10 protein-coding genes are annotated in these 12374 nt (G+C 62.1%); 9 read left to right on the forward strand and 1 reads right to left on the reverse strand.

Features of this window, described 5'->3' with window-relative positions:
- Window positions 1-148 precede the first annotated feature (148 nt).
- The 8 genes from IE079_RS02900 to IE079_RS02935 are packed head-to-tail and all read left to right on the forward strand — an operon-like array spanning window position 149 to window position 9055.
- On the forward strand, window positions 149-511 hold the full coding sequence (locus IE079_RS02900) for an NADH-quinone oxidoreductase subunit A (RefSeq protein WP_189572496.1): 363 nt from the start codon (window positions 149-151) through the stop codon (window positions 509-511).
- Window positions 508-2586, forward strand: coding sequence for a heavy metal-binding domain-containing protein (locus tag IE079_RS18930; RefSeq protein ID WP_265013622.1), 2079 nt, complete (start codon window positions 508-510; stop codon window positions 2584-2586). Before IE079_RS02900 ends, IE079_RS18930 begins: the two co-directional genes overlap by 4 nt.
- The gene (locus IE079_RS02910) at window positions 2583-3479 is read left to right on the forward strand and encodes a complex I subunit 1/NuoH family protein (RefSeq protein ID WP_189572498.1); all 897 of its coding nucleotides are present in this window, start codon (window positions 2583-2585) and stop codon (window positions 3477-3479) included. Before IE079_RS18930 ends, IE079_RS02910 begins: the two co-directional genes overlap by 4 nt.
- On the forward strand, window positions 3479-4015 hold the full coding sequence (locus IE079_RS02915; protein WP_189572501.1) for an NADH-quinone oxidoreductase subunit J family protein: 537 nt from the start codon (window positions 3479-3481) through the stop codon (window positions 4013-4015). The genes IE079_RS02910 and IE079_RS02915 overlap by 1 nt, the downstream gene beginning before the upstream one ends.
- Complete coding sequence (gene nuoK, locus IE079_RS02920) at window positions 4012-4323, forward strand: NADH-quinone oxidoreductase subunit NuoK (protein WP_189572505.1); 312 nt, start codon at window positions 4012-4014, stop codon at window positions 4321-4323. Before IE079_RS02915 ends, nuoK begins: the two co-directional genes overlap by 4 nt.
- Window positions 4320-6218: an NADH-quinone oxidoreductase subunit 5 family protein gene (locus IE079_RS02925; protein WP_189572508.1), complete on the forward strand. Its 1899-nt coding sequence runs from the start codon at window positions 4320-4322 to the stop codon at window positions 6216-6218. The genes nuoK and IE079_RS02925 overlap by 4 nt, the downstream gene beginning before the upstream one ends.
- 15 nt (window positions 6219-6233) lie before the next feature.
- Window positions 6234-7703: a complex I subunit 4 family protein gene (locus IE079_RS02930; RefSeq protein WP_189572511.1), complete on the forward strand. Its 1470-nt coding sequence runs from the start codon at window positions 6234-6236 to the stop codon at window positions 7701-7703.
- Entirely contained in the window at window positions 7703-9055 is a 1353-nt protein-coding gene (locus tag IE079_RS02935; RefSeq protein WP_189572514.1) for an NADH-quinone oxidoreductase subunit N, read from the forward strand. Before IE079_RS02930 ends, IE079_RS02935 begins: the two co-directional genes overlap by 1 nt.
- A gap of 41 nt (window positions 9056-9096) precedes the next feature.
- Here the strand turns inward: IE079_RS02935 and metE are convergent, their stop codons facing one another.
- The gene (gene metE, locus IE079_RS02940; RefSeq protein WP_189572517.1) at window positions 9097-11376 is read right to left on the reverse strand and encodes a 5-methyltetrahydropteroyltriglutamate--homocysteine S-methyltransferase; all 2280 of its coding nucleotides are present in this window, start codon (window positions 11374-11376) and stop codon (window positions 9097-9099) included.
- Between the two features lie 107 nt (window positions 11377-11483).
- Between metE and IE079_RS02945 the strand changes: the two genes are divergently transcribed.
- A complete protein-coding gene (locus IE079_RS02945; protein WP_189572519.1) occupies window positions 11484-12374 on the forward strand; it encodes a LysR family transcriptional regulator in 891 nt (296 codons plus the stop codon).

Raw genomic sequence — 12374 nt, forward strand, 5'->3', positions numbered from 1 at the left:
TTGCCCAGCCGTTTTACCTGCGACTACACTTTGATTTCCGCAACTTATCTTTGCCAGGCACCTGTCGATGGATTTGCCATCGATCGCGCTGGATAGCGGATCAGTATTTTACGGATGCGTAAAAAGTAAACCTGGAGGGTGGGGGACCATGAGCGCTACGCAACATTACGTTCTATTGCTGGGGATAGCGCTTGGCACCGTGGGTGTGGTTCTGAGCCTTTATTGCCTTGCCCGAAGCCTGGGCCTGACACAAAAGGAGCCAGGCAAGGATGTGCCGGCGAGCTCCGGGGTACTGTCGCGGGACCCGGTATGGGGGCGCTATCACGCCCGTTACTACGGATACGCGTTGCTGTTTCTGGCCTTTGATATGGAGATGGCTTTCATGTACCCGTGGGCGGTCGTGTACAAGGAAGTAGGGTTGGTTGCTCTGCTTGATATGGGCGTGTTTCTTGCCATTCTCTTTCTCGGCCTGTTGTATGGATGGAGTCAGGGGGCCCTGAGGCGCCAATGACACCTGATCCAACACTGACCATTACAGGCGCCCGCCAGAAGCGGCCCTCATTGCTTCAGAAGCTGGTCTCCCGGGCGTTGGCGCGCAACCTGAGCTGCCTGGTTGTTCCGGGACCGGAAGTGGCCCTCGCCCATGGCCTGGATGTAACGGCGGCGGGAATGCGCATCACCGCTACGCCTCGCGATGCCGGCGTACTCCTGATTGTCGGGGAGTTGTCAGAGAAAATGAGCGATGCCGTGGCGGTACTCTATGCGCAGATGCCCCGGCCGCGAGCCATCCTTATGCTGGGCGGACAGACACCGTCATCCTTACCCGATGCCGATATTTGCGCAGGTCTTTCGCAAGCGGAGCTTATTGATGCGGCTGACCGGCTGAAGCATGCACTGGCGGAGGGCGCCTTTACAGACTCAACCGAGGATTTCGACGCCTCTGTGCTCCATACCAGGATCGAGTATGTCTGTCCCATGCATCCGGAAGTTGTCGAAGACGAGCCGGGCAGCTGCCCCAAGTGTGGCATGGATCTGGTGGCCCACGAGGCCGGGGACTCAGCCTCCGAGCACGAGCACGAGCACGAGCACGAGCACGATCATGAACATCACCATGATCATGAATCCGAATCCGAATCCGAATCCGAATCCGAATCCGAATCTGAACCTGAAGCCCACCACTATGGTCATGAACACCACGAGCACGAGCATGGCCATGATCACGAGCATCACAGCCACCATGATCACCAACAGGACCATGAGCAGGAGCACGATCATGAGCATCACCAGGACGATGGGCACGATCAGGACCATGGTGATGAGCAGCAACAGGGCCATGCTCACGAAAAAGCCGGGACCGAATATACCTGCCCCATGCACCCGGAAATAATCCAGCACGAGCCCGGCAGTTGCCCAAAGTGCGGCATGGATCTGGTAGCCCGCGACGACGGGGAAGATGAGGACACCGGAGAAGGGGCTTCCGGGCACGGCCACGATCATGAACATCACCATGATCACGAACATCAGCACGATGAATCTGACGACCACTCAGAGCATGAGCAGTCCGGCCATGATCACGGTGGACACGATCACAGTGGGCATGATCATGGTGAACACGATCACGGTGGCTCGGGATTCATGTCCATGATCGAAGTGACCAAAGACCTGCCGCGCAGCGCCGATGGCCTGCAGATGGACTGGCTTGAGGTGCCGTTCGGGCCGGTTTTCTCCGGTCTGCCAGGTGGTCTGAAATTGACGCTGACGCTTGATGGTGACGGCGTGACCGAAGGGCAGGCGACATCCCTGGTGGGCATGACCACGGAAGGCAAAGAAGATGAAGCGATGGATGCCGATACCTTCATCGAGCATCTGTCGACGGCAATGCCGCTGGCGCCCGTGAGCTACCGCCTGTTGGCATGCCGGGCAATCGAGCAGGCGGCTGGACTGGAGGACGATCCGGAAATTTCCCGGGCGCGGGAGGTTGCCCTTGAGCGCGAGCGCATCGGCAGTCATCTTGGCTGGTTGGCTCAGCTGGGTCGTCAGCTCGGCTTCGCATGGTTGGCGCAACGGGCTTCGACCCTGCAACTGGAAATCAGAGATGCCAATCGGGACAGAATTGCTGCTCTGGAGCCAGCATTTCGCACATTGGGTACCCGTCTCGAGCGAACGCCTTTGCTTAAATCACGACTGAAGGGTATCGGCGTACTGCCATCGGAATCTTCTGATCTACGCGGCCCCGTAGCGCGTGCTGTCAAGGAAGGCGGAGATGCCTGGGCACGATTGTGGCAGCGCCTGACCGAGATATCGGCCAGCCTCGACCTTATCAAGTCGGGTGGGGAACCGGAGCTGCCGGTTCTGCGCGACATTGGCGATGTATCAGGAACCGGTGAGGCGACCGTTGACACTCCGCGCGGCGAGGCCAGGCTAAGTCTGAAACTGGAGCGTGGGAAGGTGAAGTCCTACCAGCTGGACACCGCCTGTCGTCACCATATCGACCTGGTCGCGAAGCTCGCCGAGGGCCAGGAGCTGGGCGATGCGCTGTTGGCGGTCGGCTCACTGGACCTTTCGCCCTGGGAGGTGATCTCGTGACCGTCGCTATCGTTTTGCTCGCGTTGCTTGGCGGCGCCTGGCTGCTTGCCGTGATCGAGGGCTGGGTGACAACCGGTCGCCTGCGTCCGGGCGCGCCAATGCTCAGTGGCCTGGCGTACCTCGGTCGTGAATCCATTGTGCCGCGCTCGCCCGACCGGGTCTTTTTCGAGGCGGCGCCGGTGCTGCTTCTGGTAGTCGCAGTGCTTGGCGCGGCGGTGCTCCCGCTGGCGCCGGACCTGATCATCGCGGATCTGGGCACCGGTGCACTGTTCGTCAACGCCGCCCTGGCCTACGTGCTGGTCGCGCTGATCATGGCGGGCTGGGGGCCGGATGGCGCCTACGCGATGATCGGGGGCTGGCGTTTTCTCGGTCAGCTTATCGCCTATTCCATGCTGATTGTCATGCCGATCACGGCTGTGGCCATGCGCGCTGAGTCCCTGGTGAACACCGCGATCGTTGGCTCCCAGACCAGCTTGTGGAACATCGTCTACCAGCCGCTGGGTTTCGTGCTGTTTATCATCGCCGCCATGGCGCTTGCCTTCCGCTCGCCGTTCGATCTGCCCACTGCGGAGGGGGAACTTGCCGGAGGTGTGGACGCCGAATACACCGGCGTGCGCCTGGCGGTTCTGCGCCTGGCGCGCCTGATGCTTGTGGTCACGCTGGCTTCCGCGGCGACGGTGTTTTACCTCGGCGGCTGGCACGGGCCGCTGCTGCCGCCCTGGGCCTGGAGCCTTATCAAAACCCTAGCCGTAGCCGTATTGATGCTCCTGGCCGGTCGTTATCTGCCGCGCATTCGTGAGGCGGATCTGATGAGGTGGTGCTGGACTCTGGGGATTCCCCTGGCACTGCTGAATATCATTATTGTCGGTGTACTGATACTGGTGGTTCCATAATGTACGCACAGGCGTTTTTCGTTGCCGTTTTCGGGCTGGCCGCCATCGGCTTTGGCGTGGTGGTGTTCCGCACATCGTCCATGGTTCGCTCCGCGCTGGCGCTGTTGTTTTCGCAGACGGCCGTTGGCTGCATGTTTCTGGCGATGCAGACCGAGTTTCTGGGTGTGCTGCAGATCATGATGATGGCCACGGAGATGAGCATTATGGCCATCTTCATGGTGATGTTCATGATGGATCCCGGTGGTCTCGGCGGCATGGACATGAGCCACCAGAAGCGCTTTTCCATTGGTGCCGGAGTGAGTGCTGCCGCTGTTGCCATTGCCGTTGCACTGCTGTCCGACTGGGGCCCCGTGGCGGAGCAGGTAGCGGACGCGGAAGCACAGACACGGGCGCTGGGCATGGAGCTGCTCGGGCGCTCGATGATGATCTTCGAAACCGCCGGCATCACTATCCTGACCGCGATGATCGCGGCCACGGCGGTGGCAATCCCGGTGCAGAACCTGGCGAGTAAAGACGACAAGGAGGCATCGGAATGACCGCAGTTCTGATCGTGGCGCTTCTGACCGGTGCCATCCTGTTCGGTATCGGCATCTATGGTGCGCTGTCCCAGACCAACCTGGTAATGATCATGATGGGCGTGGAGCTGATGCTGGCGGGCGCAATGGTGAACCTGGTCGCTTTCTGGCGTTTTCTGCATCCTGAAGCCTATTCCGGCCAGATGTTTGTGCTGGTGGTGATGACCGTGATGGCGCTGGAAATGGCGGTCGGCTTCGGCGTTGCCATCGCACGGTTCCGGGCAAAGGGCTCGGTAGAGATGGAAGAGGCGGAGGACCTGAAAGGATGAGTGGAGTGGTCCTGCCGATATTACCGCCGCTGATCGCCGCTCTGGTCGTGTTGATAATGCGCCGGGGTGGAGCTGCGCTGGCCCTGGTTGGCGCAACGCTCAGCCTGGCGGGAAGCCTCTGGCTCCTGGCCCGGGTCGCTGGTGGCCAGAACGAAACCCTGCTTCTGCCCGGTCTGCCGGACATGCTGCTGCGACTGGTCGCCGGGTCGCTGACGGCAATGCTGAGCGTGGCGGTGGCGACGGTCGGAACCTTCGTGCTGATATATGCCGTCGGCTATATGAAGCGAGAGTCCGGTCAGGCGCGCTTTTATGCCGTGATGTCTCTGTTCCTGGCCGCCATGCAGGCGCTGGTGCTGGCTGGTGACTGGGTTCTGCTGCTGGCGGCCTGGGAGCTGATCGGCCTGTGCAGTTACCTGTTGATCGGCTTCTGGTTTCAGCGGCCCGAAGCAGTGAACGCTGCCAGCCGTGCCTTCCTCTACACCCGCAGCGCCGATCTCGGGCTTTACGTTGCGGTATTCATGCTTATCGGGTCGTCAGGCACCAGTGAGATTGCCGCCTCCCTCGACGCTGGCAGTAGCGCATCAACTGCCGCCGGGCTTCTGTTGCTGCTGGCCGCCATGGGCAAGTCAGCGCAGGTTCCCCTGCAGGACTGGCTCATGCGCGCCATGGCGGGCCCGACACCGGTCTCGGCATTGCTGCACTCGGCCACGCTGGTGGCGGCGGGCGCGATCCTGCTGATCCGGTCGACCCCGCTGCTGACGCCCGAGGTGCTTTTCGCCGTCGGGCTTGTCGGTGGCATTACCACGGTTGCTGCGGGGATCATTGCTCTTGCCGAGTGTGATCTCAAACGCCTGCTCGCGGCTTCCACGGCCAGCCAATATGGCCTGATGCTGATTGCGGTCGGCGCCGGGTTCCCGATGGCTGCGTTTTTGCACCTGATCGCCCATGCCGCCATCAAGAGCACTCTGTTTCTGGCTGCCGGCGACTTCCAGCATGCCCGCGACGGTACCGCTTTTGATCAGCTCGAGGGCGTTGGCCGGGCCAGGCCCTGGGCCTTTGCCGGATTTGCACTGGCGGCGCTGGCGCTGGCGGGCATCCCGCCGCTGAGCGGATTCTTCTCCAAGGATGCGGTAATTGCCGCCGCCCTGTCCTCGCCAGGCATTGCGTGGCTTGGCCCGCTGGCACTGGCGGGCACATTGCTGACCGGCGCCTATATGGCCCGGGCTTTGCGCCTGCTATGGCAAGGCTCGGGCGAGACCCGGCCGGTAGACGGTAGTGCCTGGATGCGCATCGGCATTTGGGGTCTGGTGATCCCGGCCGCTGTCCTGGGTCTGGCCTTTGGTCCCATCGAGGCAATGCTTGATCTGCCGGCCGCGGAAGCCGAAGGCACTGGCGCCATGCTGTTCGGACTGATCGCCGCGGCGGGTGGCCTGGCGCTGGGCTGGCTGGTACCGGTCCAGCGCCTGCTTGGCCCTGTCCACCCATGGGCGGAATCGGGGCTGGTGGTTGCGGGAGGGCTGACGGTCTGGATAGGTCGGCCCGCAATGGCCGTTGCCCGGGGGTGTGAACGTTTGGATGGTCATCTTTATACCGCTGCGCTTCGCGTTGGCCGGGCGGCTCTCATCGTTGCCCGTGGGGGCGAACGCCTGGAACAGGGTCTGTATATGGCCGTGCTTGTTTCTGGCCGTGCCAGTCTGGCCGTGGCTGATTGGGTGCGGGTGGGGGATGAGCGCCGAATCGACGGCCTGATATTCGCCCTGGTGGCCGGTGTGCGCGCCCTGGGCGCGCGAGCGCGAACCCTGCAAAGCGGCCTGATCCACCACAGCCTGGCCATCAGCGCCGTAGCCGCCGCCGTGACACTTGTCATCCTGTTTATGGCTTCATTGAGTTTCTAGAGGAAACCCGTACTCATGCTACCACTTGTCTCTCTTACCCTGTTCCTGCCACTCGCCGGCGCCGTGCTGATTCTGTGTTTGCCGAAGCCGACGGCGCGCACGGTGCACGGTATAGCGATAGCCAGTGCCGCCCTGACCCTGGTCGGCGCTCTGGCCATGTGGCTGCAGGGTGTGAGTGGTGAGGGCTTTTCCCAGGTCGAAGAGCTGGAATGGATCCCGGCCATCGGCGCGGCCTATCGAGTCGGGGTTGATGGCATCAGCCTGCCGCTGGTGCTGCTGAGTGCCGTGCTTTTCCTGGTGGCCCTGATCTACGCTTCGTCGCTTCGCGATCGTCCGCGAGCCTACGTGGCCCTGGTCCTGCTTCTGGAGACCACGGCCATCGGTACCTTTAGCGCCCTCGATGGGATCCTTTTCTATGTCTTCTTCGAAGTCTCCCTGGTGTCGATGTATTTCATGATCGCCGGGTGGGGGCACGAGGACCGCCAACGTGCAGCGCTGATGTTCTTTATCTACACCCTGCTGGGCAGCCTGCCATTGTTGCTCGCTATTCTGGGGCTTTACCTGGGCAGCCCTGAGCCTACCTTCGATATGCGGGCCTGGATTGCCAATCCGCCACTGGAGGGGGCGGCGGCCATGTGGGCGCTGATCGCCATGCTGATTACCTTTGCGGTCAAGATTCCCGCGGTGCCGTTGCATACCTGGTTGCCCGCTGCCCACGTTCAGGCGCCGACCGTCGGCAGTGTCATTCTGGCCGGCATCATGCTGAAGTTCGGCACTTACGGTCTGGTGCGCTTCGCCCTGCAAATGACCCCCGAGGCGTTCCGCGAAGCCGGCATTGTGGTTCTGGTCTTCGGTGTGGTCAGCGCGATTTACGGCGCCTTCGCGGCCCTGGCACAGACGGATCTCAAACGCCTGGTTGCCTATACGTCAGTCAACCACATGGGCTATGTGATTGTCGGTGTTGCCGTGGCAGCGTTGACTCTGGACCCGGCGATACGCGCCACCGCTCTGGATGGCGCGGTGCTGCAGATGTTCAGTCACGGTCTGGTCACCGGCGCCCTGTTCTTTCTGGTGGGCATGATCCAGGAGCGCGCCGATACCCGCGAAATGGGCGAGTTTGGCGGCTTACTCAAAACAGTTCCGCTGCTTGGCTGGTTCTTCGTGCTGGCTGCTTTCGCCTCTCTGGGTCTCCCGGGCCTGGCGCACTTCCCGGCTGAGTTCCAGATATTTCTCGCCACCCTGGGTACCACGCCTATCGCTGTTGTTGTGGTTCTGGGTATTGCCATTATCGCCGGAACCTTTCTCAAGGCGCTCCGTGAAACCTTTATGGGTGAGCCCCTGAAGCGCTGGCACGCCATGCCGGATCTGGGTATGCGGGAGCTGCTTGTCGTGGTGCCATTGCTGCTGCTCACCGTCGCCACAGGCGTTGCCCCGTCCTGGGTTCTTGACGTCATTCACCGGACCACATCGGCACTGGTGCTGTAATGGGTCGTGATCTCGCATTAATCATTCCGGAAATTGCCGTCCTGTTGACGGCTGTCGGTGCGCTGATTGCGGAGATGCTGCGTCGGCCCCGAATTGCGCTGGTCGTTGCCGTCATCGGTCTGTTCGTGGCCACGGGGTTGACCCTGCGCCTGGTGGGCACAGACACAACGGTGTTCGGCGGCAGCTTCCGGATCGACACACTGAGCATCTGGGCCAAGCTCATACTGCTGCCTGCCACCGTGCTTACGATGCTGTTGGCGCGGGTGGATGTTGGGGGAAGCGCACGTGAGGGCACGGTCTACAGCCTGCTGTGCTTTGCCACCGTCGGCGCCCTGGTGCTGGCGGGGGCCGGGGATACCATGTTCCTGGTGCTGGGTACATTGCTGACCGGTCTGGCGACCTTCGCCCTGGTCGCCTATCCGGACACCGACCCGGCGACCGAAGCCGCCATGAAATTCTTTGTGTTCGCTTCGGTCACCACGGCAATCATGATCTTCGGCCTGAGCTACTGGTTCGGCGCCGCCGGTTCCACGCTGATCGCCGATCTGCCAGCGATGGACAAGATGCCGTTGGCTGTCATTCTCGGGTTCGTGGCTGTCGTCGTGGGTCTGGGCTACAAGGCGTCGCTGGTTCCGTTTCATTTCTGGGCACCCGACGCCTACGAGGGCGCACCCTTGTCCATTGCGGCCTACCTGTCCGTCGTGCCCAAGGTCGGGGCGCTGTTCGCGCTGACGCAGGTGGTTCGCGACCTGCCCCCGGAAACCGGCTGGACGGTCGTTATCGCGGGCCTGGCCGTGCTGAGCATGACCTATGGCTATCTCGCTGCGCTGGTGCAGGATAACGTTATCCGGCTGCTGGCCTATTCGTCGATTGCCCAATCCGGCTATTTCCTTCTGGGCATCGTGGCGGTGGGCGCCAGTGAGCTTGCCTTGACATCAATCATCCTGTTCGCTGCTGCCTATGCGGCCATGAACCTGGGTGCGTTCGCCGTTGCCGCCGCAACCGGTCGTACCCTGAACGATTTCAGTGGGCTGGGGCGCGCGCGGCCGCTCATGGGAATTGCCATGGTGATCTTCCTGCTGTCGCTGGTCGGCATACCACCACTGGCCGGCTTCGTCGGCAAGTTCCTGCTCTTTGCAGCCGCCATAGATGCGCAGTTTACCTGGCTGGCAGTCGTGGCGATCGTGAACACCGTACTCTCGCTGGCGGTGTATCTGCGCATTATCGTGCCGATGTACAGGGCCGGAAATATGGCACCCGCTGCACCGGACCCATGGCTCGGAGTTGTGGTGATAACAGCGTTTGCAGCCACCCTTATTATTGGGCTGGCTGCCCAGTTTTTCCTCGTGTAGGCCGACGCTGCCTCACGATGTGACGTTTCGAAAGCTGCCGGTCAGCCGGCGGCCTCCCGCAGCTCCCGCGCGGCTGCCACCATATTCTCCAGCGCCGGAATCACCTCTTCCCACTGGCGGGTCTTCAGGCCGCAGTCCGGGTTTATCCACAGGCGTTCCGCCGGCACCCGTTCCGCCGCCTTGCTCATCAGGGTGACGATCTGCTCCCGGGATGGAATGTTCGGCGAGTGGATGTCGTAGACGCCGGGGCCGATTTCGTTGGGGTAGTGGAATTCCTCGAACACATCCAGCAGTTCCATGGCGGAGCGGGAGGTTTCGATGGTGATCACGTCGGCGTCCATGCGGGCGATGTCCTTGATGATGTCGTTGAACTCCGAATAGCACATATGGGTATGGATCTGGGTGGTATCGCTGACGCCATTGGCCGTAATGCGGAAGGCGTCCACGGCCCAGTCCAGATACTCCTGCCATTGCGAACGTCGCAGGGGCAGACCTTCCCGCAGGGCGGCTTCGTCGATCTGGATGATGTTGACGCCGGCGGCCTCCAGGTCCAGCACCTCCTGGCGGATGGCCAGGGCCAGCTGGAACGCTGTATCGCGCCTGGGCTGGTCGTCCCGCACGAAGGACCAGTTGAGAATGGTCACTGGCCCGGTCAGCATGCCCTTCAGCGGCTTGTCGGTGAGGGAGCGGGCGTAGGCGATCCATTCCACGGTCATGGGCCCGGGGCGCTGGATGTCGCCGTACAGAATCGGTGGCTTCACGCACCGGGAGCCGTAGGACTGTACCCAGCCAAAGCGGGTGAACAGATAGCCTTCCAGCTGTTCGCCGAAGTATTCCACCATGTCATTGCGCTCCGCCTCGCCATGGACCAGTACGTCCAGCCCGAGTTTTTCCTGTTCACGTACGGCCCGCTCGATTTCCGCCTTCATGGTAGTGACATAAAGCTCGCGGCTGATCTCCTGTTTGCGCCAGGCCAACCGGGTCTTGCGGATGCCTGTCGTCTGGGGAAAAGAGCCGATGGTGGTGGTCGGGTAGCGGGGCAGCTTCAGGGCGACTGCCTGTTGTTCCGCCCGAACGGGGTAGGGACTCTGACGCTCGCCCAGTTCCGGGGTGATGCCCTGAACCTGCTGCTTCACGGTGGGGTTATGGACCCGGGTGGAGTTCCGGCGTCTGGCAATGGCCCGGGCGTTGTCCGCCAACGGAGCGGCCACTGCGTCGGTCCCTTCGTTGAGGGCAATCCTGAGCACCCGGAGTTCGTCCAGCTTCTGGGTGGCGAAGGCCAGCCAGCTGCGGACTTCCGGATCCAGCTCTGTCTCCGGCTCCAGGTCCACCGGAACATGCAGCAGAGAGCAGGAGGGCGCTAACCACAGGCGATCCCCCAGCTTGTCATGGATCGGCGTCAGCCATTCCAGCAATGCACCCAGATCCGTCTTCCAGATGTTGCGGCCATTGATCACCCCCAGGGACAGCACCTTATGGGGCGGCAGCCAGTCGACCACAGCGTTTACTTCCTGGCAGCCGCGAACGGCATCCACATGCAGCCCGGCCACCGGCAGCTTGCAGGCCTGCTGAAGGTTTTCCCCCAGGGTGCCAAAGTAGGTGGTCAGCAGCAGTTTTGCGCGGCTGGATTTCAGTTGGTGGTAGGCGGTCTCGAAGGCCAGTTTCCAGTCGGCGTCCAGCTCGGTGACCAGGATGGGTTCGTCCACCTGTACCCAGTCCACGCCCAGGTCCGCCAGTTGATCCAGCAGCTGACCATACACTGGCAGCAGGTGCTCCAGCAGTTCCAGCCGCTGGTACCCGTCCCGGGCCTTGCACAACCACAGGTAGGTGACCGGGCCGATGATCACCGGCTTGGGGGTGACGCCAGCGCTGCGGGCTTCGGCAATCTGGTCCACCAGGCGCTGACTGTTGAGGGAGAAGACCGTGTCTTCGGACACTTCCGGGACGATGTAGTGATAGTTGGTATCGAACCACTTGGTCATCTCTCCGGCCGCCACGCCGGAACAGCCGCAATCCGCCGGGGAACGGCCGCGGGCCACGCGGAAGTAGTGGTCCAGCTCGCTGCCTTTCAGCCCCTGTACCCGCTCCGGCAGATGGCCCAGGGTGAAGCTCATGTCCAGTACATGGTCGTAAAGGGAAAAGTCCCCCACCGGCGCCAGGTCCAGGTCTACCTGGGTCTGCCAGTTCTGCTCCCGCAGGGATTTTGCGGTGGCTAGCAGTTCGTCGGTGTTGGTGTTCTGCTTCCAGTAGTCTTCCAGTGCGAACTTCAGTTCCCGGCGGGTACCGATGCGGGGAAACCCGAGGTTGTGTGTCAGTGCCATGGTGTTGCTCCCTGTGGATCAATAAGTGACCGGGAGCATAGCGACTGCAATTCATGACGAAAAATGGTTAAATGTCAACAAACCATGACATTAATTCATGAGAAGCCATGATCGAACGAAGCCACCTCAAGATCCTGCGGGAAATCGAACGCCAGGGATCCCTGACGGCCGCCGCCAGTGCCCTGAACCTGACCCAGTCCGCCCTCAGCCACAAGATCACCCGGCTGGAACAGTTGCTGGGCACGCCGTTATGGCTGAAGGAAGGCCGGGGCCTGAAGCTGACCCAGGCCGGGGAATACCTGCTGCAGGAGGCGAACCGCCTGTTGCCCCAGTTGGAACGGGTGGATGAACGCCTGCTGCAGTTCGCCCGGGGTGAGCGCGGTGCCCTCAACATCGGCATGGAATGTCACCCCTGCTATCAGTGGCTGCTGAAGGTGGTGGACCCCTTCCTGTCCCGCTGGCCGGGGGTGGATGTGGACGTGACCCAGAAGTTCCAGTTCGGTGGTATGGCGGCGCTGTTCAACCACGACATCGACCTGCTGGTGACCCCGGACCCCATCCGCCGGGAAGGCATCCACTTCGAACCGGTGTTTCCCTACGAGCAGGTGCTGGTGGTCAGCCGCGACAGTCCCCTGGCCGGTCTGGACCGGGTCACCCCGGACCAGGTAGCAGCCCAGACTCTGTATACCTACCCGGTAGCTGTCGAGCGCCTGGACATCTTCCAGCAGTTTCTGCTGCCCGCCAACTGCCTGCCCCGGAAGCACAAGGTACTGGAAGCCACCGAAATGATGCTGCAGATGGTCGCTGCCGGGCGTGGAGTCGCCACGCTGCCCCTGTGGCTGGTGGAGGAATACGCCGAGACCCTGCCCATTGTCCCGGTGCGACTCGGGGAGCAGGGTATCCACAAGCACATCAACCTGGGCGTCAGAACCGCCGACCTCCACGACCAGCATACCCGCGCCTTTATCGGGATAGCGGCAGAGAGCCCCCCGGCGTGA

It is taken from the genome of Marinobacter zhanjiangensis, from assembly GCF_014651935.1.
GTDB classification, from domain to species: domain Bacteria; phylum Pseudomonadota; class Gammaproteobacteria; order Pseudomonadales; family Oleiphilaceae; genus Marinobacter; species Marinobacter zhanjiangensis.

Excerpts from the sequence above, each read along its gene's own strand:
- IE079_RS02930 (WP_189572511.1), top strand. The coding sequence starts at position 6,234 with ATGCTACCACTTGTCTCTCTTACCCTGTTCCTGCCACTCGCCGGCGCC.
- IE079_RS02925 (WP_189572508.1), top strand. The coding sequence starts at position 4,320 with ATGAGTGGAGTGGTCCTGCCGATATTACCGCCGCTGATCGCCGCTCTG.
- nuoK (WP_189572505.1), top strand. The coding sequence starts at position 4,012 with ATGACCGCAGTTCTGATCGTGGCGCTTCTGACCGGTGCCATCCTGTTC.
- IE079_RS02915 (WP_189572501.1), top strand. The coding sequence starts at position 3,479 with ATGTACGCACAGGCGTTTTTCGTTGCCGTTTTCGGGCTGGCCGCCATC.
- IE079_RS02945 (WP_189572519.1), top strand. The coding sequence starts at position 11,484 with ATGATCGAACGAAGCCACCTCAAGATCCTGCGGGAAATCGAACGCCAG.
- IE079_RS18930 (WP_265013622.1), top strand. The coding sequence starts at position 508 with ATGACACCTGATCCAACACTGACCATTACAGGCGCCCGCCAGAAGCGG.
- IE079_RS02900 (WP_189572496.1), top strand. The coding sequence starts at position 149 with ATGAGCGCTACGCAACATTACGTTCTATTGCTGGGGATAGCGCTTGGC.
- metE (WP_189572517.1), bottom strand. The coding sequence starts at position 11,376 with ATGGCACTGACACACAACCTCGGGTTTCCCCGCATCGGTACCCGCCGG.
- IE079_RS02935 (WP_189572514.1), top strand. The coding sequence starts at position 7,703 with ATGGGTCGTGATCTCGCATTAATCATTCCGGAAATTGCCGTCCTGTTG.